This window comes from Micromonospora sp. DSM 43699 (assembly GCF_055517075.1).
Genome location: NZ_JBTMMT010000037.1, coordinates 36,871 through 62,779, shown reverse-complemented (window position 1 = coordinate 62,779; position 25,909 = coordinate 36,871). Strand labels below are relative to the sequence as shown.

Below are 25,909 nucleotides of genomic sequence, written 5' to 3'. Positions count from 1 at the left end.
GTCGCGGGCGGGCGGTCGCGGGCGGTGGGGGCCTCGCGGTTGGGGGTCGGCGATCCATGGTCAAGGTCATCGGTCGCAGATGCCCGGCCCAACCGGCGCGTAGGGGCCCGACGCCCCAGGTATCAGATCCCTCGGTGTGTCCTTTAGAGCTGATGACGTAAACGGATCACCACCACCACGGCCCGACCTACTGACCGTCCGTCAACACGCACGCATGACCGGTAGGGAACACACCCGAGACCAGGCACGCCCAGCATCGCCGGCACGACCGAGACGACAGGCACGACCGAAACAACCGGCACCACCGGCACCGAACCAACCCGCACCACAAACCAACCGGCACCACGAGACAGCCGGCACGACCGGCACCACCGAACCAACCAACACCACCAGACGACCGGCACCACCGGCACCACCGAACCAACCAACACCACCAGACGACCGGCACCACCGAGGCAGCCGAGCCGACAGGCATGACCGAGACGACCGGCATGACCAAGGTGAGGGCCGGCAGGCAGGGCTCTAACCACCCGCTGTAGACCCGCCACCATGCCCGGCCCGGATAGCCGGGGTGATCAATCCCGGCAGGGTCGGCCGCTGCCGGCGAGCCGCATGTCTGTCGGCGGCACCGTGATTCGTCTACGTCATCAGCTCTAAAGGACGCGAACCTACCTACCTACCGCAGCAGCAGCCAGGCGGGGCAACACCGGCCGAGCAGCGCTCAGCATGCCCAGGGCGCAACACAAGCAGGGCTCAGGCAAGCAGGGCTCAGGCAAGCAGGGCTCAAGACGAGCAGAGGCAAGCCACGGCAGCAGTGGGGCGGCTAGCAGGGTCAGCACCATCAGAGGTCAGCAGGGGCCGACGCGGGGCGTGGTCGCGAACCACCTACCAGTGTCCGGACACCAGGGACGCACGAGCACCAAAGCCGCCCGAGCACCACAGACGCCCGAGCACCACAGACGCCCGAACGCCACGGGTGTCCGGACAGCACCGGTGCCCGGACACCACCGACGACGGATCAGAGGACGCGTTGTACCCAGCCGTGCGGGTCGGGGGTGGCGCCACGCTGGATCGCCACCAACTGCTCCCGCAGCGCGGTGGTGGAGCGTCCCGCCTCGCCACCGCCGATCACGAACTCGCCGTCGGGGAAACGTACCCGGGCGATCGGGGTGATGACGGCGGCGGTGCCACAGGCGAAGACCTCGCGCAGGCGGCCACTCTCCGCGTCGGCCTGCCACTCGGCGAAGCTGATCGGGCGTTCGACCACCTGGTGCCCGGCGGCGGTGGCCAGGGAGAGCAGCGCGTCCCGGGTGATGCCGGGCAGGATCGTGCCGTTCAGCGGCGGGGTGACCACGGTGTTGTCGTCGTAGACGAAGAAGACGTTCATGCCGCCCAACTCCTCGACGTAGCGGCGCTCCACCGCGTCCAGGAAGACCACCTGGTCGCAGTCGGCCTCGATCGCCTCCGCCTGCGCGGAGAGCGACGCAGCGTAGTTGCCGCCGCACTTGGCCGCGCCCGTACCGCCGGGGGCTGCCCGGGTGTAGTCCGGGGAAACCCAGACCGTGACCGGCTTGACCCCACCGGCGAAGTACGCGCCGGCGGGCGAGGCGATGACGCAGTAGAGGTATTCCTTGGCCGGGCGGACCCCGAGGAAGACCTCGCTGGCGAACATGAAGGGCCGCAGGTAGAGGCTGGCGTCAGCACCCTCGGGGATCCAGTCCCGGTCGATCTCGACCAGCCTGCGCAACGACTCGACGAACAGCTCCGCCGGCAACTCCGGCATGGCCAGCCGCCGGGCGGAGGTGATGAACCGGGCCGCGTTGGCCTCCGGCCGGAACATGGTGACCGACCCGTCGGCCGTCCGGTACGCCTTCAACCCCTCGAAGATCTCCTGCGCGTAGTGCAGGACGGCGCTCGCCGGGTCCATCGGGATCGGCGCGCGGGCCTCGACCCGGGGGTCGTACCAGCCTTTGCCGTCGGAGTAGCGGATGGTCACCATGTGGTCGGTGAAGACCTGGCCGAAACCCGGGTTGGCCAGCACGACGGCCCGCTCGGCGGCGGATACCGGCGCGGGATTCGGACGGATCTCGAAATCGAGCATGTCACCACCGCTCATCGCGCTGACCTCCCTGGGAGTTGACGGCGTGTGGGGGCCACGCGCCGAACTGGTGCCAGAAACCTACCCCGAACGGTCGTTCAGTGGATAGCTCCACCCGGGTGGATCAGGCCGCCGCGTGTGCGGCGAGCCGATCCCCCACCTCGTCGGTCCGCAACGCCACGCCCGACGTACGGGCGGCCAGCTCGGCGGCGACCGCACCGGTCACCCGGGCGGCGGCATCGGCGTGACCGAGCTGGTCGAGCAGGAGCGCGGCGGAGAGCACGGCGGCCACCGGGTCGGCGACCCCCTTGCCGGCGATGTCCGGCGCCGAGCCGTGCACCGGCTCGAACATCGACGGGTACGCCCCGGCGGGGTTGATGCAGCCGCTGGCCGCCAGACCGATTCCCCCGGTCACCGCGGCAGCGATGTCGGTGAGGATGTCACCGAACAGGTTGTCGGTGACCACCACGTCGTACCGCTGGGGCTGGGTGACCAGGAACATGGCGGCGGCGTCGACGTGCTGGTACTCGGTGTCGACGTCGGGGTGCTCGGCGGCGACGGCCGCGAACGCGCGCGCCCACAACGAGCCGGCGTGGGTCAGCACGTTGGTCTTGTGCACCAGGGTGACCTTGCGGCGTTCCCGGCGACCGGCACGGGCGAACGCGTCCCGGATGACCCGCTCCACCCCGTGCCGGGTGTTCAGGCTCTCCTCCGTGGCCACTTCGGCCGGGGTGTCCCGGTGCAGGCTGCCGCCGGCGCCGGCGTAGAGACCCTCGGTGCCCTCCCGGACGACGACCAGGTCGACCTCGCCCGGCTTGACGTTGGCCAGCGGACCGGCCACCCCCGGCCAGAGGCGGGACGGCCGCAGGTTGACGTACTGGTCGAAGGCGAAGCGGAGCTTCAGCAGCAGGCCGCGCTCCAGCACGCCGGGCGGCACGGTCGGGTCGCCGACCGCGCCGAGCAGGATCGCGTCGTGACCGGCCAGCTCGGTCAGCACCGAGTCGGGCAGCACCTCACCGGTGCGGTGGTACCGCGCCGCGCCGAGGTCGTACTCCGTGGCCTCGACCCCGGGGAGCACGGCGTCGAGGACCTTGAGGGCCTGCGCGACCACCTCTGGTCCGATCCCGTCCCCGGCCACCACCGCGATCCGTGCCACCAGCGCTCCCTCACCTCGTCCGTTGCCGTGAACGGTACGTCGCCGTCCCGACTTCCGGTACGGCCCTTCCATGATCTGAGACGTGCAGATCCTCAGCAGGCTCCCAGGCAGCATTCATGGTGCGGTCATCTCCACTGCCTAAGGTCAACCTCATCGACGGGTCGTGGGGCCCGGGACGGACCAGCCGCGACGCCGCGGCACCGTCGGTGAAGGAGCAGTGTAATGCGGACCGAGCAGCAGCGGGGACCAGGCCGACTGGACGAACAACCGCGCACCCGTTGGGTGGACCAGGGGGCGTTCTCCCGACGCCGTCCCGACCTGCGCCTCGGCACGCACAGCCACCGCCTCGACCGCGTCGGTGACCCGCCCGGCGGCCGGATCGCCGTGCAGCACTCCGTCCGGACCGGCACCGCCGAATACTCGCTCCTGCTCAACGCCCCCGAGCAACTGGGCCGACGGGTGGTCGGCGACGCGCTGCGCGACGCCGTCGCCGAACTGCGGGCCATCGACCTCACGTACGGGCCGAACCGGCCGGAGAGCCTGGTCTCCCGGTTACGGCGCGGCGAGATCAGCCCCGAGTCGTACCCGCCGCTGACCGACCTGGTCGACCGCTGCGCGGCCATGCGGGCCGCCACCGACGGTTGGTTCGACGCCTGGGCCGTCCCCGGCGGTTTCGACCCCGGCGGCCTGCTCAACGGTTGGGCGGTGGAGCGGGCCGCGACCCGGCTGCGGGCCGCCGGCATCACCGACTACGCGGTGCTCTCCGGCGCCGACCTGACGGTACGCGGACACGCCGCGCACGGCGGCCCGTGGCGGGTGGCGGTGCACCACCCCACCGACGGCCGGCGCACCCCGCTGGTGCTGGAGATGACGGCCGGCGCGGTCGGCACCTCCGGGGTGAGTGGCCGGCGGGGACACGTGGTCGACCCGCACACCGGGGAACCGGCCGGGCAGCTGGTCGCCGCGACCGTCGTCGGACCGGACCTGGCGGTGGCCGACGCCTACGCGACCGCGCTGTACGCGGCCGGTCCGGTGGGGCTGTCGTGGTTCCGCACCGACTCGGCCTATCAGGCTCTCTTCGCCCACCGGCGCCGCTGAGCGGTGCCGTGGCGCGTCGGCCGACCTGTGGAGGGGGTCCACGGGGTGGCGCGGTCGACGACGAGTGCGCGTGGCTCGCGCATTCGAGGGGTGCGGGCCGGTCGTGCGGCGTTCGACCCCGTCACCCGAAGACGGGTCGCCGCCACAACTTTCCGGTGACCGCACCGGTACCGTAGCGAATCGACGCAACTCGACGCAAGGGGCTCCACAGCGGACGGTATTCTCCGGACGCTCCCACCACCTGCGGGAACCACGGCGGGTCAGTGTCGCCCGGGTGAACGCATGATGGCACGCTGTCCGCCGTGAGTTTCGATCTGAGCGTGTGGGCCCTCCACGACGGGGCCACGCCGGAGGACGTCCGGACGGCGGTGCAGCGGTGCCGCGAAGGGCAGCACGGCGAGCGGTATCCGGACCCCCGGGTGGTCGGCTTCTACCGGGCCATCACCGCCTCCTATCCCGACCGTCCCTCCCATCAGGGCACCCCGTGGGAGGTCTCGCCGCTGCACGCGGCCGCCGACCACGTGGCCCTGAACCTCGTCCCGACCTGCGAGGACCAGGTGCTGTTGGACATCGAGCGGCTGGCCGGCGAGTACGACCTGATGCTCTTCGACCCCCAGGACGGCTCGGTCTACCCACCGCCGTCCCGCGTCGCCCGCTGACCCGACGTACCCGCGCCACCCGGCCGCGACCTGGCATCCCGGCGCCACCCGGTCGCCACCCGACGTTCCCGCGCGGCCGGACGACGACCCGCGTCCGCTCCCCGTCGGGTGTGGACGACGGAAGGGCCCGACCGTGACGGTCGGGCCCTTCCGAGGCTGTGCCGGTGGGACTACTCGTCGCGCAGGTCCGCCGCGCTGGCGGCGGTCGCGCCGATCGAGTCGGCCGCCGAGGTGAGCAGGTCCGCCCCGAGCGCCTGGTCGACGGTGAGGGTCATCAGGGTCTCGCCGCCGGCCTCGCGGCGGGCCACCTGCATGGCGGCGATGTTGATGCCGGCCTCGCCGAGCAGCGTGCCGACGGTGCCGACCACGCCCGGCCGGTCGGCGTAGCGCAGGAAGAGCAGGATGCCCTCCGCGCCGATCTCCACGTCGAAACCGTCCACCTCGGTCAGCTTGAGGACGTCGCGGGCACCGGTGTGGGCGACCGTGCCGGAGACGCTGACGGTACGGCCGTCGGGCAGCGCGCCCCGCACGGTGACCAGGTTCGGGTGGTCGACCGTCTCGGCCTGGGTCACCAGGGCCACCTCGACGCCCCGCTCGGCGGCCAGGTGCGGCGCGTTGACGTAGGTGACCTGCTCCTCGACCACCGAGCTGAACAGCCCCTTGGTGGCGGCGAGCTTGAGCACCGACACGTCGTGGTTGACGATCTCGCCGCGCACCTCGACGGTGACGCTGGCGGCCACCCCGCCGGCAACGGCGGTGAACGCCCGGCCCAGCTTCTCGGTCAGCGGCAGCAGCGGCCGGACGTCCTCGGCGACGACGCCGCCGGCCTGCACGTTCACCGCGTCCGGCACGAACTCGCCCTGCAACGCCAGCTTGACGCTCTTGGCGACGGCCAGACCGGCCTTGTCCTGCGCCTCGTGGGTGGAGGCGCCCAGGTGCGGGGTGGCCACCACGTTGTCGAAGGCGAACAGCGGCGACGAGGTGCACGGCTCCTTGGCGTACACGTCGACGCCGGCACCGGCGACCCGCCCCTCGGCGATCGCGTCGGCCAGCGCCTGCTCGTCGACCAGGCCGCCCCGGGCGGCGTTGACGATCCGGACGCCCGGCTTGACGATCGCCAGCTCCTTCTCGCCGATCAGGCCGACCGTCTCCGGGGTCTTCGGCAGGTGGATGGAGATGAAGTCGGCCTCCCGCAGCAACTCCTCCAGGCCCACCAGGCGGACGCCGAGCTGGGCGGCGCGGGCCGGCTGGATGTAGGGGTCGTACGCGATCAGCCGGGTGCCGAAGGCGGCGATGCGCTGCGCGAACAGCACGCCGATCCGGCCGAGGCCGACCACGCCGACGGTCTTGCCCTGCAACTCGACGCCGGTGTACTTGGACCGCTTCCACTCGCCGGCCTTGAGCGCGGCGCTGGCGCTTGCGGTGTTCCGCGCGACGGCGAGCAGCAGCGCGACGGCCTGCTCGGCGGCGGAGACGATGTTGGAGGTGGGGGCGTTGACGACCATGACCCCCCGCGCCGTGGCGGCCGGGACCTCGACGTTGTCCAGCCCGACGCCGGCCCGGGCGACCACCTTCAGGCGCGGCGCGGCGGAGATCGCCTCGGCGTCGATCTGCGTGGCACTGCGCACGATCACCGCGTCGGCCTCCGCCAGCGCGGAGAGCAGGGCCGGGCGGTCGGTGCCGTCGACGTGGCGTACGTCGAAGTCGTGCGCGAGCACCTCGATGGCGGCGGGGGCGAGTTCTTCGGCGATCAGTACGACAGGATTCATCGGTCCTCGTAGACGTCGTATTAGGTTGGGCCGGGGCGACCGGGCGCCGCGATGCGCCCTGCGCCGATCCGGGCCAGTGGCCGTCAGGTGCCGGTCACGCACCTCACCAAGGATCGTAGGGGCCACCCAGGCCAGCATGTCCCGGACTGAGGGGTGAGGGCCCTCACACAGCGTTGTCGCACGCCTGTCATCCGCCGTTCATCCGGCCCGGGAGCGCGCGGCAACGGGCCGATCGGCCCGATGAGGCATCGATCACCCCATCCCGCCAGGTGAGCCCGGCACGACGCACGACGGAACCGGGTGAGGCCCGGCGGGCAGCAGCGCCACCATCGCCTCGGCGACCACCCGCGGCAGCAGGCGGGGCGGCGCGGCAGCAGGCGGCGCGGCGCGGCGGCGAGCGGGGCGGCGGCGAGCGGGGCGGCGGGGCGGCAAGCGGGGCGGCGGGGCGGCAAGCGGGGCGGCGGGGCGGCAAGCGGGGCGGCGGGGCGGGCCGGTCGAGTCGCCCCGGAGTGAGTTATCCAGAAAGCGGTATGCCTGGCAGTCATATTTATGCCTGCCAGGCATACCGCTTAACTCCATGACATCGGCCTGCCGCGACACGCCCGGCGCAATCGGCGACCACGCAGGACCGCAGAGGCTCAGCGCGCGCCGCCAGCCAACCGGTCTCCCATCGGGTGCCGCCGGTCGAGCAGCCTCTCAGCGCGCCGCCGGCCAGTCGGCTCTCAGCGCGCCGCCGGTCAGGCGGTCTCGGTGAGCGGGCGGTCCACCCAGCTCATCATGGAGCGCAGCTTCTGGCCGGTCTCCTCGATCGGGTGCGCCGCACCCTCGGCCCGCCACTTGGCGAAGTTCGGCCGGCCGGCGTCGTCCTCGGCCACCCACTCGCGGGCGAACTCGCCGGACTGGATCTCGCCGAGGATCTTGCGCATCTCGTCCTTGACCCGGGAGTCGACGACCCGCGGACCACGGGACAGGTCGCCGTACTCGGCGGTGTCGGAGATGCTGTAGCGCATCCGGGCGATGCCGCCCTCGTACATCAGGTCGACGATGAGCTTCAGCTCGTGCAGGCACTCGAAGTAGGCCACCTCGGGGGCGTAGCCGGCCTCGGTGAGCACCTCGAACCCGGTCTGCACCAGGGCCGCCGCGCCGCCGCAGAGCACCGCCTGCTCACCGAAGAGGTCGGTCTCGGTCTCCTCGGTGAAGGTGGTCTTGATGGCGCCGGCCCGGGTGCCGCCGATGCCCTTGGCGTACGCCAGGGCGAGCGGGAAGGCGTTGCCGCTGGCGTCCTGCTCGACGGCGACCAGGCAGGGCACGCCCTTGCCGTCGACGTACTGGCGGCGGACCAGGTGGCCGGGGCCCTTCGGGGCGACCATCGCCACGTCCACGTCGGCCGGCGGGGTGATCAGCCCGTACCGGATGTTGAAGCCGTGACCGAAGAAGATGGCCTTGCCGGGGGCGAGGTTGGGGGCGATCGACTCGGTGTAGATGGTCCGCTGGGCGGTGTCCGGCGCCAGGATCATGATCACGTCGGCCTCGGCCGACGCCTCGGCCGGGGTGAGCACCCGCAGGCCCTGCTCCTCGGCCTTCGGCCGGCTCTTGGATCCGGCCGGCAGACCGATCACCACGTCGACACCGGAGTCGCGCAGCGACAACGCGTGCGCGTGGCCCTGGCTGCCGTACCCGATCACGGCGACCTTACGACCCTGGATCAGGCCCAGGTCGGCGTCGTCGTCGTAGTACACCTCAACGCTCATTGACTTCCCTTTCGTACGGCGGTCTCGTCGGACCGTCGTGGACTGTGTGCGGTGGCGGGTGGGCGGCGCGCGGTCAGGCGGCGCGCAGCGCGGGGCCGGCGGTGATCGATCGCGAGCCGCGCCCGATCGCCACCGTGCCGGACTGGACCATTTCCTTGATCCCGAACGGCTCCAGGTCGCGCAGCAGCGCGTCGAGCTTGTCGGGGGTGCCGGTGGCCTCGACGGTGAGGGTGTCCGGCGCGACGTCGACCACCCGGGCCCGGAACAGGGCGACCGTCTCCAGCACCTGCGCGCGGGCGGTACGGTCCGCGCGGACCTTGACCAGCAGCAGCTCCCGCGCCACCGAGACCTGCGGGTCCAGTTCAACGATCTTGAGTACGTTGACCAGCTTGTTGAGCTGCTTGGTGACCTGTTCCAGCGGCGACGAGTCGGCGTTGACCACGATGGTGATCCGGGAGACGTCGGGGTTCTCGGTCTCGCCGACGGCCAGGCTGTCGATGTTGAACCCGCGCCGGGAGAACAGGCCGGAGACCCGGGCCAGGACACCCGGCTTGTTCTCCACCAGCACGGACAGGGTGTGCAGGGTCATGCCACCGTCTCGCTTCGCTCGGTCGGGCCGTGCCAGCGCACGGTCACCGGGAATCGGGCACTCATGTCAGAGGTCGTCCTCGTCGAACGTCGGGCGGACGCCCCGGGCGAACATGATCTCGTCGTTGCTGGTGCCGGCGGCGACCATGGGCCAGACCATCGCGTCCTTGCCGACCACGAAGTCGATCACGACGGGGGCGTCGGTGATGGCCATCGCCGCCTCGATCGTCTTGTCGACGTCGCCGGCGTTCTCGCAGCGCAGTCCGATGCAGCCGAGCGCCTCGGCCAGCTTGACGAAATCCGGGATGCGGTGCTTGTGGGTGCCCAGCTCGGTGTTGGAGTAGCGCCCCTCGTAGAACAGGGTCTGCCACTGCCGGACCATGCCCAGGTTGCCGTTGTTGATCACGGCGATCTTGACCGGGATACCCTCCAGCGCGCAGGTGGCCAGCTCCTGGTTGGTCATCTGGAAGCAGCCGTCGCCGTCCACCGCCCAGACCACCGTGTCCGGCCGACCGACCTTGGCGCCCATCGCCGCCGGGACGGCGTACCCCATGGTGCCGAGGCCGCCGGAGTTGAGCCAGGTGCCCGGCTTCTCGTACGAGATGAACTGGCTGGCCCACATCTGGTGCTGGCCGACCCCCGCCACGTAGATCGCGTCCGGGCCGGCGATCTCGCCCAGCCGCTTGATCACGTACTGCGGGGAGAGGGTGCCGTCGGCGGGCTCGTCGTAGCCCAGCGGGTACCGGTCGCGCAGGTCGTCGAGCTGGGTCCACCAGTCACCCAGGTCGGCCCGGTGGCCGGCCTTCTGCTCGGCCGTCACCGCCACGATCAGCTCGTCGATGACGTGCTTGGCGTCACCCACGATCGGGACGTCGGCGTGCCGGTTCTTGCCGATCTCGGCCGGGTCGATGTCGGCGTGCACCACCGTGGCGTCCGGGGCGAACGAATCCAGCTTGCCTGTCACCCGGTCGTCGAACCGGGCCCCCAGCGCCACGATCAGGTCGGCCTTCTGCAGGCCGTAGACCGCGGCGACGGTGCCGTGCATGCCGGGCATGCCCAGGTGCTGACGGTGCGAGTCGGGGAACGCGCCGAGCGCCATCAGGGTGGTCACCACCGGGATGCCGGTCAGCTCGGCGAGCTGGCGCAGCGACTCGGTGGCGCCTGCCTTGAGCACCCCGCCACCGACGTAGAGCACCGGCCGGCGGGCACCGCCCATCAGCCGGGCCGCCTCCCGGATCTGCTTGCCGTGCGGGTGCAGGGTCGGCCGGTAGCCGGGGAGGTCCAGGGTGGGTGGCCAGGAGAAGGTGGTCGCGGCCTGGAGGATGTCCTTGGGGATGTCCACCAGCACCGGCCCGGGACGACCGGTCGAGGCCAGGTGGAACGCCTCGGCGAGCACCTGCGGGATCTCCTCGGCGGTCTGCACCAGGAAGTTGTGCTTGGTGATCGGCAGGGTGATGCCCTGGATGTCCGCCTCCTGGAAGGCGTCGGTGCCGATCGACGGGCGGGCCACCTGGCCGGTGATCGCGACGATCGGGACGGAGTCCATGTAGGCGTCGGCGATCGGGGTGACCAGGTTCGTCGCGCCCGGCCCGGAGGTGGCCATGCAGACACCGACCCGGCCGGTGGCCTGCGCGTACCCGGTGGCGGCGTGACCCGCGCCCTGCTCGTGCCGGACCAGGATGTGCCGCACCGAGGAGTCGTAGAGCGGGTCGTAGGCGGGCAGGATCGCCCCGCCGGGGATGCCGAAGACGACGTCGACGCCGAGCGCCTCGAGGGACCGCACAAGCGAACCGGCGCCGGAGACCGGGACCGGCCCGGACGGCCGTACGGCCGGGGTGGCGGCAGCGGCGGTGGCTCGCGACGGGGTGGCGGGGTCGGCGTCGACGGTCGGTTCGGTGACCGTGCGGGCCCGCCGGGCGGAGTGGGCGAGGGTCTCTGGCGTGGGTCTCGTCATGGCGGTTCAGGCCTTCGGCTGGAGTTGGGTGGAGCTGCTACGACAGGTGCGACAGAGGCGATCACGCGCCCCGGGGTTCCGACGGCAACAAAAACGGCCCTCGTGCAGATGCACGGGGCCAGCGCACTCTCGACAGCGGGAGAGTGCGCTCAGGTAAGTACTCGCAGCGACCGGTTCGACGACATGGGCCAAGCCTGACGCATCTCACGCGATGAGTCAACTGATCCCACATGTTGGTTCACGAACGGGGGACCCCGTCCCCCGTGGGGGCCTCGTCGACCGGCCCTGCCTGCGCGGACTCCTCCCGGGCGGGAGGAGGGGCGGGCACCGGCGGGTGGGACCGCAGTCGGGGCAGCAGCGGCGACGGGGCCGGTCGGGGCGGCGCGGCGGGCGGGGCCGGCGGGGCGGAGGCCGGTCGGGCCCCCGGCGAGGTGGCCGCCTCCAGCATCGCCTCCAGGTGCTCGGCCGGCACCCCCCAGCCGAAGAGCGCGCCCTGGCCGAACCGGCAACCGGCGGCGACCACCGCGGCCAGCTCCGTCGGGGTGGTGACCCCCTCGGCGATCACCTCCATGCCGAGCTGGTGGCCCAGCCGCATGACGATGTCGACCATCGGGGCGAAGGCCGGTCCGTCCCGGCCCACCGGGCGGACCGGCTCGTGCTCGGCGACCAGACTGTGGTCGATCTTGAGGATGTCGATAGGCAGCCGACGCAGCTGACCCAGCGACGAGTAGCCCGCGCCGAAGTCGTCCAGCGCGATCCGTACGCCGGTCAGCCGCAGGGCTGTCAGCCGGCGGATCAGCTCGTCCAGGTCGGTCGCGACGGCGTGCTCGGTGACCTCCAGCACCAGCCGCTGCGGCGGTACGTGGTGGGCGCGCAACGCCTCGGCCACCTGCACCACGTACTCCGGGGCGTGCAGCTCGCGCGGGGAGACGTTGACCGACACCCAGACGTCGTGGCCGTCGGCGAGCCAACGGGACAACTGCCAGCACGCCTGGTGCAGCACCCAGGCCCCCAGCTTGGCGATCATCCCGCACTCCTCGGCCAGCGGGATGAACTCGTCCGGCCGGATGTTGCCCAGCTCGGGGTGGTGCCAGCGGAGCAGCGCCTCGGCGCCCACCGGCCGGACCGAGGGCAGCGAGGCCACCGGCTGGAACGCCAGCCGCAGTTCCCCGCGCTCGATCGCGCCGCGCATCTCGTGCTCCAACCGGGTCCGCCGGGTCAGCAGTTGGTCGTAGCTGCCGTCGTAGCGCTCGATCCGGTTCTTGCCGCGCTGCTTGGCGTAGCGCAGGGCAAGGTCGGCGTGGCGCAGCAGGCCGACCACGTCCGAGTCGCCACCCTGCCCGGCCACCCCGATGCTGACCGACAGGAAGACCGCCCCACCGGCCTGGTCGTACGGCCGACCGAGCACCCCCAGCAGCCGTTCGGCCACCACGTCCGCCTCGGCCGGACGGCCCCGCATCAGCACCGCGAACTCGTCCCCACCGAGCCGGGCGGCCAGGTCACCGGGGCGCAGGTTGCTCCGCAGCCGCCGGCCCACCTCGGCCAGCACCATGTCACCGACGTCGTGGCCGCGCATGTCGTTGACGTTCTTGAAGCCGTCCAGGTCGAGCCCGAGCAGTACGCAGTCGGCCCCCTCGGAGGCGCAACGCTGCATCTCCCGCAGCAGGCCACGCCGGTTGGCCAGGGCGGTCAGCGGATCGGTGTGCGCCAGTTCCCGGAAGTGCGCCTCCCGCTCGGCCAGCCGGGCGGCATAGCGGCGGACGTCGTTGAGGGTGAGGTACTGCCGGGTGACCAGCGCGAACCCCTCCAGGCTGCCGGCGACGATGCCCAGCGCGTCGAACCGGCCGCCCTGCGCGAGGTGGTACATCGCCGAGGCGGCCATCGCGAACATCGGGATGAAGGCGTACTCGCCGTCGCGCCGGATCAGGTCGATGTCGACCTGGCCGGGAGCGTCCACCCGGTGCACGGCGAGCGCCCCGGCGAGCAGGCCCACGGCGAGCAGCGCCATACCGGCCATCGCCATCGCCGAGTCACCCTGGCAGACCCCGGCGGCCACCCCGAGGCCACCGGTGGCGGTGGCGGTGATGCCGACACCCAGCACGGCCAGCCGGGCCCGGGGGCCGTCGGCGCGTGCCACCACGATCCCGGTGAGGCCGGCGGTGAGCGCCGCGGTGACCGAGGCGAGCAGGATGGCCGGGCAGGCGCTCGGCGTCTCCACCCCGAGCAGCCGGGTGGGTTCCGAGAAGAGCACCCAGCCGACGAACCAGATCGCGGTGGCCACGACCAGCCCGTCGAGCAGCAGCCGCGCGGCGGCTGCCCGGGCCACCATCGCCCCGGGCAGTCGGAGCAGCCCGGCGCAGAACGTCAGCCCGCTCAGCGCGGTGCCGATCGAGATCAGCGACGCCCAGCCCATCCGCTGACCACGCTGGTGCGCCCCGTGCTCGCTCGCGCCGAGCAGCGCGACGGTCCCGGCGACCATGGTGACCAGGGCGACGGCGGCGGCCAGGGCGAACAGCAGGTGCGCCTGGCGGTGCGGACCGCCGCGCCGCCGCGCCGAGTCGGCCAGCAGTGCGGTGGCGGCGGCGGCGAGCAGGCCGCTCAACACCGCCACGGCGACCATGCCCGGGGGTAAACGCACGACCCCAACTGTGCCGGATCGGTACCGGCCACGGGGTACCGGGTGTGCAACTGTTGGGACACGGCGTGCGCGGTGGGGGCTACCCGCCGGACGGTGTAAGACTGGTACCCATGCCTGAGCTGCGGTCGAGGACCTCCACCCACGGTCGGACGATGGCCGGCGCCCGGGCCCTCTGGCGGGCCACCGGGATGACCGACGACGACTTCGGCAAGCCGATCGTCGCCATCGCGAACAGTTTCACCCAGTTCGTCCCCGGCCACGTCCACCTCAAGGACATGGGTGGCCTGGTCGCGGACGCGGTGGCCGAGGCCGGCGGGGTGGGGCGCGAGTTCAACACCATCGCCGTGGACGACGGCATCGCCATGGGCCACGGCGGGATGCTCTACTCGCTGCCCAGCCGGGAGCTGATCGCCGACGCGGTGGAATACATGGTCAACGCGCACTGCGCGGACGCCCTGGTCTGCATCTCCAACTGCGACAAGATCACCCCGGGGATGCTGCTGGCCGCGTTGCGGCTGAACATCCCGACCGTCTTCGTCTCCGGCGGCCCGATGGAGGCCGGCAAGACGGTGGCGATCGAGGGCGTGGTGCACTCCAAGATCGACCTGATCGACGCGATGATCGCCTCCTCCAACGAGGCGGTCACCGACGACCAGCTCGGCGAGATCGAGCGTTCCGCCTGCCCGACCTGCGGCTCCTGCTCCGGCATGTTCACCGCCAACTCGATGAACTGCCTCACCGAGGCGATCGGCCTGGCGCTGCCCGGCAACGGCTCGACGCTTGCCACCCACGCCGCGCGCCGGTCGCTCTTCGTCGAGGCCGGCCGCACCGTCGTCGAGATCGCCAAGCGTTGGTACGACGCCGACGACGCCTCCGTGCTGCCCCGCACCGTCGCCAACCGCAAGGCGTTCGACAACGCGGTCGCCCTCGACGTGGCGATGGGCGGGTCGACCAACACGATCCTGCACCTGCTCGCCGCCGCCCGCGAGGCCGAGCTGGACTTCACCGTCGCCGACATCGACGCCGTCTCCCGCCGGGTGCCCTGCCTGGCCAAGGTCGCCCCGAACTCGCCGAACTACCACATGGAGGACGTGCACCGGGCCGGCGGCATCCCGGCCATCCTCGGTGAGCTGGACCGCGCCGGCCTGCTGCACCGCGACGTGCACGCGGTGCACTCCCCCTCGCTGGCCCAGTGGCTCACCGACTGGGACGTCCGGGGCGGCTCACCGAAGCCGGAAGCGGTCGAGCTGTTCCACGCCGCGCCCGGCGGGGTGCGTACCACCGAGCCGTTCTCGACCACCAACCGCTGGTCCACCCTGGACACCGACGCCGCCGAGGGCTGCGTGCGGGACCGCGCGCACGCCTACACCGAAGATGGTGGGCTGGCCATCCTGCACGGCAACCTCGCGCCCGAGGGCTGCGTGGTCAAGACCGCCGGGGTGCCCGAGGAGTGCCTGACCTTCCGGGGCCCGGCCAAGGTCTACGAGTCGCAGGACGACGCGGTCTCGGCGATCCTCGCCAAGGAGATCGTCGCCGGCGACGTCGTGGTGATCCGCTACGAGGGCCCGAAGGGCGGCCCCGGCATGCAGGAGATGCTCTACCCCACCTCGTTCCTCAAGGGGCGCGGGCTGGGCCGGTCCTGTGCGCTGCTCACCGACGGCCGGTTCTCCGGCGGCACCTCCGGGCTGTCCATCGGGCACGCCTCCCCCGAGGCGGCCTCCGGCGGGCTGATCGCGCTGGTCGAGCCGGGCGACGAGATCGTCATCGACATCCCGGCCCGGTCGATCGAGCTGAACGTGCCGGACGACGTGCTCGAAGCCCGCCGGGTGGCGCAGGAGAAGCGGGACCGGCCGTACACCCCGCTCGACCGGCAGCGCCCGGTGTCCGCCGCCCTGCGCGCGTACGCCTCGATGGCGACCTCGGCCAGCGACGGCGCGTACCGCCGCGTCCCCGAGTGACCGGGGGGCCGGCCGGGTGAGGTGATCGTCTCCAGGTCGGCGGGGTTAGCGGTATCCCACGACCGGGACACCGCTATCTCGCCCCCGACGAGTGGATCAACGACCACCTAGGTTCCCCCGTATGTCACGTCAATCGGCGATCGGGCAGGTCGTCGCCCTCGGCGATCAGGTGGGCGCCGTCGTCGTCGTGGCGGTGGACGGCGCTGCCGGTCCGGGTGAACCGGACGCTGAGCGGGCGGCCGGCGTGCCGGGCGGCCAGCCGCCGCAGCCCCGGCACCGGGTCGGGCGGCAGCGGGCGGGACGCCGACCGTGGCACCGGGACGGACATCCGGGGATCGGCCGGCACGGTCTCCGGCAAGGTGACGTCGAGACACTCCATGCAGTGCGCCACGGCCGCCGCGAGGCTGGGCCGGTCCGGCAGGTCGTCGGGGCGCACCGGGGCGTCCGGCGGGCGCAGGTCGACCGACCAGAGCACCCCGTGCGCCCGTATCGGCGCGACCGGGTGCCGCCGTAGGTCCAGCACGTTCACGATCAGCGCCAGGTCCAGGCCGCAGGCGAGCCGGAGTAGCTCGGCCAGCGGCGGTGCGTCGGGGCGAACGGCGGTGACCAGCAGGCGCGCGGCGGGCAGCGCCGGGCCGACGGCGGCCACCTGCTCCCCCACCGGGTCCGCGCCGGCCCACGGCAGGGCGACGTAGCCGTCGCGCACGTCCGGCGGGAGGGTGTGGCCGCCGTCGGCCTCGGCGAGGTCCTCCGGGCTCACGCCGAACACGGCCGCCCAGGCACCCAGCCGGTAGCGGTCGGGGAGCCGGACCACCGACCGGCCGCCGGGGCTGACACTGACCGCCGACACGGGCTCTGCCACCCCGGCCCGCCACGCGAGGTGTACCACCCGGCCCCGCAGGTCGGTCAGGGTGACCAGGGCGGCCTGGTGCACCCGGCCGGTGCCGGCGCAGGTGGCGCAGGGCAGCGCGGAGGCCACCCGGCGCATGGCGGGGCGGCAGGCCGGGCAGGGCCGCGCCGGCACCGGCTCACCGAGCCACGGCGGGTCCGGCGGCTCGACGGCCCGGCGCAGGGGCGTCCGGCTACGGGGTATGCCGTGGGGCCGGTGCGACCGGCTGCGACGCAGGCCGGTGGGCTGCCCGACCAGGTCGGGTGCGGGCTCGCCGGGACGCAGGCCGGTGTGCCACCAGCGGCCGTCCCGCCACACGGCCTGCGCGCCGGGCAGCCGGCCGCCGCCCGCCCGGCCCGCGCAGTCGGCGCGCACCCGCCGGGCGACCCGCGCCACGTTCGCCGCCGCCGGGATCAGCGACCGGAGCGGGTCGGGGCGGAGCAGCCGGGCGGGGGCGTCCCGGCCGCGCTCGCCGAGCCCGGTCAGCGCGCCGGCCACGTCGGTGCCGGCGAGGGCCGCCGTCAGGTCGGCGAAGCCCGGCTCCGTTGGCAGGCCGGGCACCGGGGAGCCGGGCACCTCGTACCGGACGGCCCAGCGCAGGGTGTCGCCGTGCCGGCGGGCCTCCAGGACCAGGTCGAGCAGGAGCAGGTCGGCCAGCGCGCACAGCCGGCCCAGCCGCTGCGCCGGGTCGACCGGGGGCGGGGCGGTCGACCGGCCCACCCACACCCGCCACGCCGGCCGGGCCGCCACCGCGAGGGCCCGCGCCGCCAACTCCTGCCGCTCGACCGCCGGCAGGTCGGGCCGCCAGGCCGTCGGCATCGGTACGACCATCGGGTCCACGGGGGCGGCGACGCCGGCTTCGACGGCCAGCTCGCGTACCCGGGGAGTCAGGTCGACCGCCCAGCCGCCCGCCGGCCGGGGATGGGGGGCGGGGCCGGCGGGCAGCACCTCGTGGGACGCGACCGCACCGGTGTCGAGGTTGGCCACGGTCAGCACGAGCTGTGCGCGTCGCCGCCCCCGCCGCCCGCAGCGGTGGCAGGCAGCTGTGGAAGTGCCGTCGCAGTCCGGGCAGGCGACGCTGGGCGCGCCGGTCACCGGGGCGGCCGGGCCGTGCAGGGCCCGTCGTGGTCGACGCGGCGCACGCAGCGCGGCCCCCCGGCCAGCGGCAGGTCGCAGAAGACCCGACGGCGTACGCCCTGCTCGTCCTCGGCCGATACGGTCGTCTCACCGGCGTCCACCTGCGACAGGAACGTCACCGACCGGGCCAGCGCCGCAGCGAACCGGTGGGCGGCGGGCAGGTCGGCGGCGGTGAACGGCAGGTGCGCCACCCAGCGCCCGCTCACCGGCGGGCCGCCAGATGGGTGCCGGCCGGGCGGACCTGATGGGGAATCGCGCGCACGGCGCACCTCCTCGACGACCATTCGATGCGGCAATTAATGGGCCGTGGAAATTCCACGACCATCGCCTTTGACAACGCCATCTTGTAAGGTCGGAGGCGCTATCTCAATGGATGTCCCCGCACACTGTTCCGCTAATCGTCGGCAACATTCGACGTTCCAGAACGGAGCGTCGAGATGTTGCAAAACGCAACGGGGAAAGGAGGCCGGATGGCCGAGGACATGGGATCGACTGTGCCCCGTCGCCGGCTCGGCAGGGCACTGCGTGACCTGCGCACCGAGGCCGGGATCACGCTGGACGCCGCCGCCGAGGCGCTGGAGTGCAGCCGGCAGAAGGTGTGGCGCATCGAGAGCGGGCTCGGCTCTGCGCGCAGCGTCGACGTGCGCGCCATGTGCGAGCTGTACCGGGCGAAGAACGAGCCGACCCGGGCGCTGGTCGCGCTGGCCGGCGAGACGAAGGCGAAGGGTTGGTGGCACGCGTACGGCGACGCCATTCCCGACTGGTTCGAGCTGTACGTCGGCCTCGAATCCGCCGCTTCGCACATCCGGCGATACGACGAAGCGTTGATTCCAGGGCTGTTCCAGACGCGCGGCTATGCGCTCGCCGTCTACCAGCACCGCGCGGAGGTGACCGAGGACGAGCGCGAGCAACTGGTCCAGGTGCGGCTTCAGCGGCAGTCCCTGCTGACCCGCCGGCTGCCGGTGGCGCCCCGGGTGGAGGCCGTCATCTCCGAGGGGGCGCTGCTGCGGATCGTGGGCGACCGCCCGACGATGGCCGAACAACTGCACCACCTGCTCGACGTCGGCGAGCGAGGCCGGGTCAGCATCCGGGTCCTGCCGCTCTCGGTCGGCCTGCACCGGGGCGTCGAGGCCGGAACCTTCGTCATGCTGGAGTTTCCCCTCGGCAACCGGGCGACACCGGACCCTCCGGTGGTCTACAGCGAGTCCTGGACCGGGGCGCTCTACCTCGACCGGCCGGACGAGTTCGCCGCCTACGAGAAGGTGTGGACGAGCCTGGATCAGCTCGCCCTCGATGAAGGACAATCAAGGCACCTGATCAACAAGATCGTCACGGAGGTCCACCATGGCTGACCTGACCGGTGCCCACTGGCGCAAGAGCACCCGCAGCGGCAGCAACGGTGGCGACTGCGTCGAGGTCGCCGACAACCTGCCCGGCATCGTCGCCGTGCGCGACAGCAAGGACCCGGCCGGCCCCGCCCTCACTTTCACCCCGGCCGCCTGGGCCACCTTCACCGGCCAGGTCAGGCGCACGCACTGACGGCAGGCGGGTGCGGCGGGCATCGAAGCCGCCGCACCCGCCTGCCGTCAGTGGATCGGGATTCCCACCTGCTCGGCTGGCCGACCGCAGTCGGCTACCGGACAGAAGTGTCGTCATTGGACCAAAGCGATGATGTCGACAGCTCCGTCTGACTGTCGCAGCCGGCCGGGCGGATCGGCTGACGTCCGACCCGGCAGCTTCTTCGGTTCGTTCGCGCCAACAGTCGCGCCGGTTTCTCCCCGGTTCGCCGAGTAACTTCTCGTACCACCGCCTGCACGAGGAGTCATCGCATGTCCGAGGAGACCTGGCTCGCCGCCCGCCTGATCCCCACCTCAGGCATCAACGGCGCAGAGGAACAGGAACGCCGGGCGACCTCCGCCCTGCTGGCGGTGATGAGCGCGGTACGGGAGTTCGGCCGCGTCCTGACCCAGTCCCTCGGTGCGCCGGCCGGAACGGTGCAGACCTTCATCGAGGTGCCCTTCAAGCTCGGCACCCAGCAACTCTTCCCCGACGGACTGATCCGCGTCACCCGGGGGCAGCGCCAGTGGACCGCCCTGGTCGAGGTGAAGACCGGCGGCAACACGCTGCGGACCGAGCAGTTGGAGGCGTACCTCGACATCGCCCGGGAACAGGGCTTCGACGCCCTCGTCACGATCTCCAACGAGATCGCGCCCGTGCCGGGTCAGCACCCGACCGCCGTCGACCGCCGCAAGCTGCGCAAGGTCGCCCTGTACCACCTGCCCTGGTCGGAGATCCTGACCCAGGCGGTGATCCAGAAGGAGTACCGCGGCGTCGCCGACCCGGATCAGGCGTGGGTCCTCGGCGAGCTGATCAGGTACCTGGAGCACCCCCGCTCCGGTGCGCTGGAGTTCAGCGACATGGGGCCGGCGTGGGTGCAGGTGCGCGACGGGGTGTCCGCCGGAACCCTACGGGCCAACGACAGCGGCGCGGCGGAGGTGGCCGGTCGCTTCGACGCGCTGATCCGCTACGCCTGCCTGCGTCTCGGCCGGCAGTTGGGCACCGAGGTCACCCCGACGCTGAGTCGCCGGGATCTCGCCGAGCCGGCCGGTCGCACCCAGTCGCTGGTGAACCAGCTCGTCAGCACCGGAGCCCTGACCGGCAGCATCAGGATTCCCGGTGCGGTCGGCGCGCTTCAGGTCACGGCCGACCTGCGGGCCGGGCGGATCGTCTGCCATGTCGACGTGGACGCCCCCCGCTCCGGTCGGCCGACGACGAGGGTGAACTGGTTGGTCCGCCAACTGAAGGACGCGCCGGACACCGTACGGATCGAGGCGTTCGCCATGCATGCCCGGGGCGGCGGAGCCACGGACCTCCTGCGCCGGGTCCGCGATGAGCCCACCACGCTGATCACCGATCCGTCCCGTGAACTGCGCGCCTTCCGGGTCGCCCAGAGCACCACGGCGGGCACCAAGCGCGGCAGCGGACGGGGTGCGTTCATCGACTCCGTGCTGAAGGCGATCGACGACTTCTACGAGCAGATCATCCAGAACCTGAAGCCGTGGATGCCCGCGCCCCCACGGCTCCGGATGCCCGACGAGGTGACCCCCGTGCAGCCGGTGGCCGCCAGTCTGGTCTCCACCGCCATCTCGTCCCAGGACAGCCCGGAGTTCGACACCCCGCCCACCGGGTCAGCGCACGGTGCGGGCGTCAGCCAGTCGAAGGAGTGACCGGGACGGGTGCCGGTGACGGACTCAGGGGATCGGGCGGACCTGGGTGGCGCCCCGGTAGCAGCCGGTCCGGGCCGGCGGCGACACCCACCCCGCCCCGGCGATCCGTACCTGCGCCCAGACGCAGGTACGGGTGCTGGTGAGCAGGTTGCCGTAGGCCGAGATGCCTGCGTAGTCGATGGTGAAGTCGCGGCTGCGGGCCGGGGTGTCGCCGTCGGTCACGGTGAGCACCACCCGGGCCGGCCGGGGCACCGTCGGGGTGCCCGCCGGGGCCGGCATGAACCGGGGCCAGCTCGCCCCGCAGGTGGGCGAGTAGCGCAGTTCCACCATGCCGATCACCCGTTCGTCCACCAGCACCGCCGCGCTGTCCACTGTGGCGACGGCGGGATCGGCCGCGCAGCCGGCGTCCTTCGGGTCCGCCCCGTCGTGCACCAGCTTGGCGGGTGCCGGGTCGGTGGCGTCGGCCGGTCCGGTGAGCGGAGAGGACGGGGGCTGCGGCCGGTCGACGGCGCGCCAGCCGGCCGAGGCCAGGCCGACGGCGAGCACCACGAGCAGGCCGGCACCGGCGGCGGGGAGCAGCAGCCGGCGGTGGGAGCGGCCGGCCCGCACCGGGGGCGACGGTTCCGCCCCGCCGGCCGCCGCAGCGGCAATCGCCGGCAGGCGCTCGGCACCGGGCGAGTGGCCGGCAACGGGTGGCGGCTCGACACCGGGCGAGGGACCGGCGACAGGCGGAGAGCCGGTAGCGGGCGGAACGGGGTCGGGCAGGTCGGTCGTCGCCCCGGGCACGCTCGCGGCGACCTGACGCCAGCGATCGGCCCAGGCCGACTCGTCGCCGCCGAGCGCCCGGACGTACGCCAGGGTGGTGTCCAGGGTGGGGAGTTTCCGGCCGCCGGCCGCCTCCGACAACGAGCTGGACGACCGGTGGGCCCGCCGGGCCAACGCCTGGTAGGTGGGCCGGCCGGCCCGCTCCCGCAGGCTGCGCAGGTCGGCAGCGAACGCCTGCACCGCGTCGGCGTCGGGATCGAGAGGCCGCTCCGTCCGGGCCATCCGTGACTCCTCGGATTGATTGACCAGCGCCGGCTATTGATTGTCCAACGCCACACAGCGTAGAGACGACCGTCGACGGAAGGTAGAGATGGGAAGACGACTTCCGCCTCCGGAAGTCGACCATCCACACCGGAGGAACGATGACCGCCGCACCCCGAACGTCGAGGGCTGTCCACCGGACGTTGGCCAGCGTGGCCGCCGGCACCCTGGTCGCCGCGAGCCTGCTCGTGGCGAGCCCGGCGAGCGCCGTCGGCTGCACCACCACCGGCTGCGACGGCACCGACCCGAGCAACACCGGCTGCTCGGCCGACGCCCGCAACGCGACCAGCCAGCCGGCGTACATCGTGAAGGGCGCAACCACGTTGGCCGTGGTGGAGCTGCGGTACAGCCCCACCTGCGGCACCAACTGGGGCCGGATCAACAACCGGGTGACCCCGAGCGCCGTCAAGGTCACCGCCTACCGGGACAGCCCGCGCAAGTCGACCCCGTGGTACGGCGGCACCGGCGCCCAGTACTACGGCGACCAGCTCTACGGCGACAACTCGACGATCTGCGCGGTCGGCGAGGTCGTCTACGGCGGCACCACGTACACCAGCACGCCGCTCTGCGCCTGACCGGAGCGGCTCCGGGGCGGCCGGAGCGACGACGGGGCGGCGGTGGGCGACGAGGCCGCCCACCGCCGCGCGCGCCGGCCGGCCGGCGTCAGGTGGTGACGGTGCCGCGCAGCAGTTCCCGGGCGTGGGCGATGGCCGCCGGGGTGTCGGCGAAGACCAGCCCCTCGCGGCGCAGTTCGTCGGCCACCCCGAGGGTCGCGAGCACCTGGTCGTGGTCGGGAGTGATGCCGGAGAGCAGCACGGTGATCCCCCGGCCGCGCAGCCGCCGGATCGCGTCGCCGAGCACGTGCGCGCCGGTGGCATCCAGCGCCGACACCCGGGACATCCGCAGGATGACCACCCGGACGTCGGCCACGTCGGAGAGTTCCAGCAGGAAGGTGTGCGCGGCGGCGAAGAACAGCGGGCCGTCCAGCCGGTAGGCCACGATGTGCTCGGCCAGCAGGGCGTGCTCCTCGGCGCTGTGCTCACCCCGGTCGAGCGGGACCTGTTCCAGCCGGGCGCTGCGGGCCACCGCGCGCAGCGCGATCACCACCGCCACGGCCACCCCGACGGCCACGGCGGTGACCAGGTCCCAGGCCACGGTGACGGCGAAGGTGAGCACCAGCACCAGCGCGTCGCCCCGGGTGGCGCGGGCCAGCGCCCAGAGCGAACCGGCCTCGACCATCCGTACCGTGGTGGCGAGCAGCACCCCGGCGAGCGCGGCGAGCGGAATCCGGCCGACCAGCGGGGCGGCGGCGAGCACGATCGCGGCGAGCGCCACCGCGTGGGTGAGCGCTGCCAGTTTCGAGGCCGCCCCGGCGCGGACGTTGACCGCCGTGCGGGCGATCGCGGCGGTGGCCGGGATGCCGCCGAACAGCGGTGCGGCGAGGTTGGCCAGGCCCTGACCGAACAGTTCCCGGTCCGGGTCGTGCCGTTGGCCGACCGTCATCCCGTCGGCGACGGTGGCCGACAGCAGGCTCTCCAGCGCGGCGAGCGCGGCCACCGCCAGCGCCGACGGCAGCAGCACGCCGACCGCGCCGGGGTCGAGGAAGCCCAGCGACGGCGCGGGCAGCCCCTGCGGCAGGGCGCCGATCCGGACCAGGTCGACCGGGACGGCTTCGGCGAGCACGGTGGCGGCGGCCACCCCGAGCAGCGAGAACGGTACGCCGGGCCGCCAGCGCGCACCGAGCAGCATCAGCGCCGCCACCGCGAGGGCCACCGCCAGCGCCGCCGGCCGGGGGTGTACGACGAACCGGGCGACCGCGTCGGCGGCGACGGCCCAGACCCGGTCGCCGTGCGCATCGGTCACGCCGAGCGCGGCGGGTAGCTGTTGCAGGGCGATGACCACGGCGATGCCGGCGGTGAAGCCCTCGATGACGGGGGTGGGCAGGTAGCGGACGTAGCGGCCGAGGCGGGCCAGGGCGAGGGCGATCAGCAGCAGCCCGGCCAGCGCGCCGACCATCAGCACCCCGGTCGGGCCGAACTGCTGCACCACCGGCACCAGCACCACCGTCATCGCCCCGGTGGGGCCGGAGACCTGGAGGTGGGAGCCGCCGAAGACGGCCGCCACCGCCCCGGCGACCACCGCGGTGACCAGCCCGGCCCCGGCCCCCAGCCCGGAGGTGACGCCGAAGGCGAGGGCGAGCGGCAGGGCCACCACCGCCACGGTCAGCCCGGCGACCAGGTCCCGCCGGGGTGAACGGCGTACCGCCTGCCAGTCGGCGCGGTCGGGCAGCAGGCCGAGGAACCGGTCGGCGACGGCGGCGGCGCTCACCGGCCCGGCCGGGTCGGCGAGCCGTTCGTGGCGGGGGTACGAGGCGTGCGCCCGGCCCCGCCGGTGCCGGGCGGACCACCGACGGTGGGTGCAGTGCTGGCGGCCGGATCGGGGGCGGCGCGGAGTTCGTCGAGGAGGGCGTCGCGGTCGGTGAGGACGGTGCCGAGGATGCGTCGGCCGGCGGCCAGCAGGTCGGCCACGTCGGGGGTGCTCAGCGAGTACATGACCAGCGGGCCGTCCCGGTACGAGGTGACCATGCCGGCCCGGCGCAGCACGGCGAGCTGTTGGGAGAGGTTGGACGGCTCGACCTCGATCACGGCGAGCAGGTCACGGACCGGCTTCGGGCCGTCCTGGAGCAGTTCGAGCACCCGGATCCGCACCGGGTGCCCGAGGGTGCGGAACAGCTCCGCCTTGGCCTGGTAAAGCGGAACCGACATGGCACCCTCCCGATCAAGTCATGAAGACTTTACCACTTGCAAAACTCTTCAACTCACCAGTCGCATGGTTCGTGACTCTCGCTTCGCTACCCGAATCGGGCGGTGTGCCCCCGGCATACCTGCCGGGGGCACACCGCGCGGGTCAGTCGGAGCCGGGTCGACGGGTCGGGGCCGCGAAGGTCGGCGCGGCCTCGCCCTGGTCGCGGGTCGAGGCAGTCGGCGCACCGTCGGCGGGCTCGAAGAGCAGCCGCGAGCGCAACTGCCGGAAACCGGTGCGTTCCAGCTCCGCGACCACCGTCACCCGGTGGGCGTCCACGTCGGCCACCACCTCCCGGGCACCGTCGGCGGCCAGCGCCGCGACCGAGTCGGCCAGCAACTCGCCGCGCACCGCCCCGTCCAGCACACCGAGGTAGCCGAGCAGCGGGAAACAGGCGTCCCCGGTCGGCCCGGCAAGCCCCACCGGCTCCCCGGCGGCCACGGCGATCCGCCAGTTCGCGGCCGGGCCGGTCAACCAGGCCAGTGGGTCTCTGGCCAGGTCCACCCCGGCCACCGCCTGCGCGATCTCGCGGCCGGTCAGCACGTCCGGCTCGGCGATCCGGGCGACGAGGGCGTCGATCTCCCCGGCGTCGGTGGCCGGGCGGAAGGTGTAGCGCCCGGAGCCGGCCGGCAGCGGTGTGCCCGCCCACGAGCACCGGAGCCGCTCACCGCGCTCGACCAGCCCGGCGAGCCGGGCCGCCGCCAGCGGCGCCCGGACCACGGCGAGCACCTCCGGCCGACGCCGCCAGTGCGCGGGCAGGCCGGCGTAGTACCGGTGCGGGCCGCCGAGCGCCTCGTGGGCCGTACGCAGCAGTGCGGCACCCACCTCCGGCTCGGCGGTCAGGTCGAAGCGTTCCAGCCAGGGTGCGCCGGCGGCTCCGGGCGGCAGGAGCCACGCGGCCCGGCCGACCACCCGACCGCCCCGGAGGGCGACCCAGGTGCGTTCGGGACGGTAGCCACCTCCGGCGACGCCGTCGGCGTAACCGATCTTGCGCAGTTGGGGCAGCGGGTCGGGCATGGAGTCGAACAGATCTTCCTCGCCCGCGACGAGCGGGCGGATGACCAGGTCGGTCATGGGGAATCCTCCGGAAGGCGAACGC

19 protein-coding genes and 1 pseudogene are annotated in these 25,909 nt (G+C 73.1%); 7 read left to right on the top strand and 13 right to left on the bottom strand.

Going from position 1 to position 25,909, the window contains the following annotated elements; genetic code table 11:
* Positions 1 to 1,018: 1,018 nt before the first annotated feature.
* Together AC0AIB_RS18780 and AC0AIB_RS18775 are read right to left on the bottom strand one after the other, a co-directional pair.
* Positions 1,019 to 2,116, bottom strand: a complete 1,098-nt coding sequence (locus AC0AIB_RS18780) for a branched-chain amino acid aminotransferase (protein ID WP_465097153.1) — start codon at positions 2,114 to 2,116, stop codon at positions 1,019 to 1,021.
* Between the two features lie 106 nt (positions 2,117 to 2,222).
* The gene (locus AC0AIB_RS18775; RefSeq protein WP_328339264.1) at positions 2,223 to 3,254 is read right to left on the bottom strand and encodes a 3-isopropylmalate dehydrogenase; all 1,032 of its coding nucleotides are present in this window, start codon (positions 3,252 to 3,254) and stop codon (positions 2,223 to 2,225) included.
* Between the two features lie 222 nt (positions 3,255 to 3,476).
* Here AC0AIB_RS18775 and AC0AIB_RS18770 point away from each other — a divergent pair, with 222 nt between their 5' ends.
* Both AC0AIB_RS18770 and AC0AIB_RS18765 read left to right on the top strand, forming a co-directional pair.
* A complete protein-coding gene (locus AC0AIB_RS18770; protein ID WP_328339266.1) occupies positions 3,477 to 4,352 on the top strand; it encodes an FAD:protein FMN transferase in 876 nt (291 codons plus the stop codon).
* A 302-nt stretch (positions 4,353 to 4,654) separates the two neighbouring features.
* Positions 4,655 to 5,011, top strand: a complete 357-nt coding sequence (locus AC0AIB_RS18765; RefSeq protein ID WP_328339268.1) for a hypothetical protein — start codon at positions 4,655 to 4,657, stop codon at positions 5,009 to 5,011.
* 170 nt (positions 5,012 to 5,181) lie between these two features.
* Here AC0AIB_RS18765 and serA read toward each other — a convergent pair whose 3' ends face one another.
* The 5 genes from serA to AC0AIB_RS18740 all read right to left on the bottom strand — a co-directional run bounded on the left by serA (position 5,182) and on the right by AC0AIB_RS18740 (position 13,711).
* On the bottom strand, positions 5,182 to 6,780 hold the full coding sequence (gene serA, locus AC0AIB_RS18760; RefSeq protein ID WP_328339270.1) for a phosphoglycerate dehydrogenase: 1,599 nt from the start codon (positions 6,778 to 6,780) through the stop codon (positions 5,182 to 5,184).
* A gap of 737 nt (positions 6,781 to 7,517) precedes the next feature.
* A complete protein-coding gene (gene ilvC / locus AC0AIB_RS18755) occupies positions 7,518 to 8,531 on the bottom strand; it encodes a ketol-acid reductoisomerase (RefSeq protein WP_328339272.1) in 1,014 nt (337 codons plus the stop codon).
* Positions 8,532 to 8,604: 73 nt separating this feature from the next.
* Complete coding sequence (ilvN, locus tag AC0AIB_RS18750) at positions 8,605 to 9,120, bottom strand: acetolactate synthase small subunit (protein ID WP_067307043.1); 516 nt, start codon at positions 9,118 to 9,120, stop codon at positions 8,605 to 8,607.
* Between the two features lie 66 nt (positions 9,121 to 9,186).
* Complete coding sequence (locus AC0AIB_RS18745) at positions 9,187 to 11,073, bottom strand: acetolactate synthase large subunit (protein ID WP_328339278.1); 1,887 nt, start codon at positions 11,071 to 11,073, stop codon at positions 9,187 to 9,189.
* A 238-nt stretch (positions 11,074 to 11,311) separates the two neighbouring features.
* Positions 11,312 to 13,711: a putative bifunctional diguanylate cyclase/phosphodiesterase gene (locus tag AC0AIB_RS18740; protein ID WP_328339280.1), complete on the bottom strand. Its 2,400-nt coding sequence runs from the start codon at positions 13,709 to 13,711 to the stop codon at positions 11,312 to 11,314.
* A gap of 110 nt (positions 13,712 to 13,821) precedes the next feature.
* Here AC0AIB_RS18740 and ilvD point away from each other — a divergent pair, with 110 nt between their 5' ends.
* Positions 13,822 to 15,669: a dihydroxy-acid dehydratase gene (gene ilvD / locus AC0AIB_RS18735; RefSeq protein WP_328339282.1), complete on the top strand. Its 1,848-nt coding sequence runs from the start codon at positions 13,822 to 13,824 to the stop codon at positions 15,667 to 15,669.
* A 124-nt stretch (positions 15,670 to 15,793) separates the two neighbouring features.
* On the opposite strand, the gene AC0AIB_RS18730 is transcribed toward ilvD, so the two are convergent.
* Positions 15,794 to 17,545: a hypothetical protein gene (locus tag AC0AIB_RS18730; RefSeq protein WP_465097152.1), complete on the bottom strand. Its 1,752-nt coding sequence runs from the start codon at positions 17,543 to 17,545 to the stop codon at positions 15,794 to 15,796.
* A gap of 104 nt (positions 17,546 to 17,649) precedes the next feature.
* Positions 17,650 to 17,901, bottom strand: a complete 252-nt coding sequence (locus AC0AIB_RS18725) for a hypothetical protein (protein ID WP_328339286.1) — start codon at positions 17,899 to 17,901, stop codon at positions 17,650 to 17,652.
* A 264-nt stretch (positions 17,902 to 18,165) separates the two neighbouring features.
* Here AC0AIB_RS18725 and AC0AIB_RS18720 point away from each other — a divergent pair, with 264 nt between their 5' ends.
* The 3 genes from AC0AIB_RS18720 to AC0AIB_RS18710 all read left to right on the top strand — a co-directional run bounded on the left by AC0AIB_RS18720 (position 18,166) and on the right by AC0AIB_RS18710 (position 20,922).
* Entirely contained in the window at positions 18,166 to 19,047 is an 882-nt protein-coding gene (locus tag AC0AIB_RS18720) for a helix-turn-helix domain-containing protein (protein WP_328339288.1), read from the top strand.
* Entirely contained in the window at positions 19,040 to 19,234 is a 195-nt protein-coding gene (locus tag AC0AIB_RS18715; RefSeq protein WP_328339290.1) for a DUF397 domain-containing protein, read from the top strand. Before AC0AIB_RS18720 ends, AC0AIB_RS18715 begins: the two co-directional genes overlap by 8 nt.
* A 290-nt stretch (positions 19,235 to 19,524) precedes the next feature.
* Positions 19,525 to 20,922, top strand: a complete 1,398-nt coding sequence (locus AC0AIB_RS18710; protein WP_465097151.1) for a stress response protein — start codon at positions 19,525 to 19,527, stop codon at positions 20,920 to 20,922.
* 24 nt (positions 20,923 to 20,946) lie between these two features.
* Here the strand turns inward: AC0AIB_RS18710 and AC0AIB_RS18705 are convergent, their stop codons facing one another.
* Positions 20,947 to 21,969 carry a helix-turn-helix domain-containing protein gene (locus AC0AIB_RS18705; protein WP_465097150.1) on the bottom strand — a complete coding sequence of 341 codons (1,023 nt, stop codon included), beginning with the start codon at positions 21,967 to 21,969 and terminating at the stop codon, positions 20,947 to 20,949.
* A 140-nt stretch (positions 21,970 to 22,109) separates the two neighbouring features.
* Between AC0AIB_RS18705 and AC0AIB_RS18700 the strand changes: the two genes are divergently transcribed.
* On the top strand, positions 22,110 to 22,583 hold the full coding sequence (locus tag AC0AIB_RS18700) for a DUF2690 domain-containing protein (protein WP_328339296.1): 474 nt from the start codon (positions 22,110 to 22,112) through the stop codon (positions 22,581 to 22,583).
* 88 nt (positions 22,584 to 22,671) lie between these two features.
* Here the strand turns inward: AC0AIB_RS18700 and AC0AIB_RS18695 are convergent, their stop codons facing one another.
* The 3 genes and pseudogenes from AC0AIB_RS18695 to AC0AIB_RS18685 all read right to left on the bottom strand — a co-directional run bounded on the left by AC0AIB_RS18695 (position 22,672) and on the right by AC0AIB_RS18685 (position 25,884).
* Positions 22,672 to 24,336: a SulP family inorganic anion transporter gene (locus AC0AIB_RS18695; protein WP_465097149.1), complete on the bottom strand. Its 1,665-nt coding sequence runs from the start codon at positions 24,334 to 24,336 to the stop codon at positions 22,672 to 22,674.
* A gap of 113 nt (positions 24,337 to 24,449) precedes the next feature.
* Positions 24,450 to 24,773: pseudogene (locus tag AC0AIB_RS18690) on the bottom strand (ArsR/SmtB family transcription factor); the annotation flags it as partial.
* 142 nt (positions 24,774 to 24,915) lie between these two features.
* Positions 24,916 to 25,884 (bottom strand): acetyltransferase, encoded by a 969-nt coding sequence (locus AC0AIB_RS18685; protein WP_328339300.1) that lies wholly within the window; start codon positions 25,882 to 25,884, stop codon positions 24,916 to 24,918.
* Positions 25,885 to 25,909: the final 25 nt, after the last annotated feature.

Excerpts from the sequence above, each read along its gene's own strand:
- AC0AIB_RS18780 (WP_465097153.1), bottom strand. The coding sequence starts at position 2,116 with ATGAGCGGTGGTGACATGCTCGATTTCGAGATCCGTCCGAATCCCGCG.
- AC0AIB_RS18710 (WP_465097151.1), top strand. The coding sequence starts at position 19,525 with ATGTCCGAGGAGACCTGGCTCGCCGCCCGCCTGATCCCCACCTCAGGC.
- AC0AIB_RS18705 (WP_465097150.1), bottom strand. The coding sequence starts at position 21,969 with ATGGCCCGGACGGAGCGGCCTCTCGATCCCGACGCCGACGCGGTGCAG.
- AC0AIB_RS18685 (WP_328339300.1), bottom strand. The coding sequence starts at position 25,884 with ATGACCGACCTGGTCATCCGCCCGCTCGTCGCGGGCGAGGAAGATCTG.
- ilvN (WP_067307043.1), bottom strand. The coding sequence starts at position 9,120 with ATGACCCTGCACACCCTGTCCGTGCTGGTGGAGAACAAGCCGGGTGTC.
- ilvC (WP_328339272.1), bottom strand. The coding sequence starts at position 8,531 with ATGAGCGTTGAGGTGTACTACGACGACGACGCCGACCTGGGCCTGATC.
- ilvD (WP_328339282.1), top strand. The coding sequence starts at position 13,822 with ATGCCTGAGCTGCGGTCGAGGACCTCCACCCACGGTCGGACGATGGCC.
- AC0AIB_RS18700 (WP_328339296.1), top strand. The coding sequence starts at position 22,110 with ATGACCGCCGCACCCCGAACGTCGAGGGCTGTCCACCGGACGTTGGCC.
- AC0AIB_RS18720 (WP_328339288.1), top strand. The coding sequence starts at position 18,166 with ATGGCCGAGGACATGGGATCGACTGTGCCCCGTCGCCGGCTCGGCAGG.
- AC0AIB_RS18745 (WP_328339278.1), bottom strand. The coding sequence starts at position 11,073 with ATGACGAGACCCACGCCAGAGACCCTCGCCCACTCCGCCCGGCGGGCC.
- AC0AIB_RS18715 (WP_328339290.1), top strand. The coding sequence starts at position 19,040 with ATGGCTGACCTGACCGGTGCCCACTGGCGCAAGAGCACCCGCAGCGGC.
- serA (WP_328339270.1), bottom strand. The coding sequence starts at position 6,780 with ATGAATCCTGTCGTACTGATCGCCGAAGAACTCGCCCCCGCCGCCATC.
- AC0AIB_RS18770 (WP_328339266.1), top strand. The coding sequence starts at position 3,477 with ATGCGGACCGAGCAGCAGCGGGGACCAGGCCGACTGGACGAACAACCG.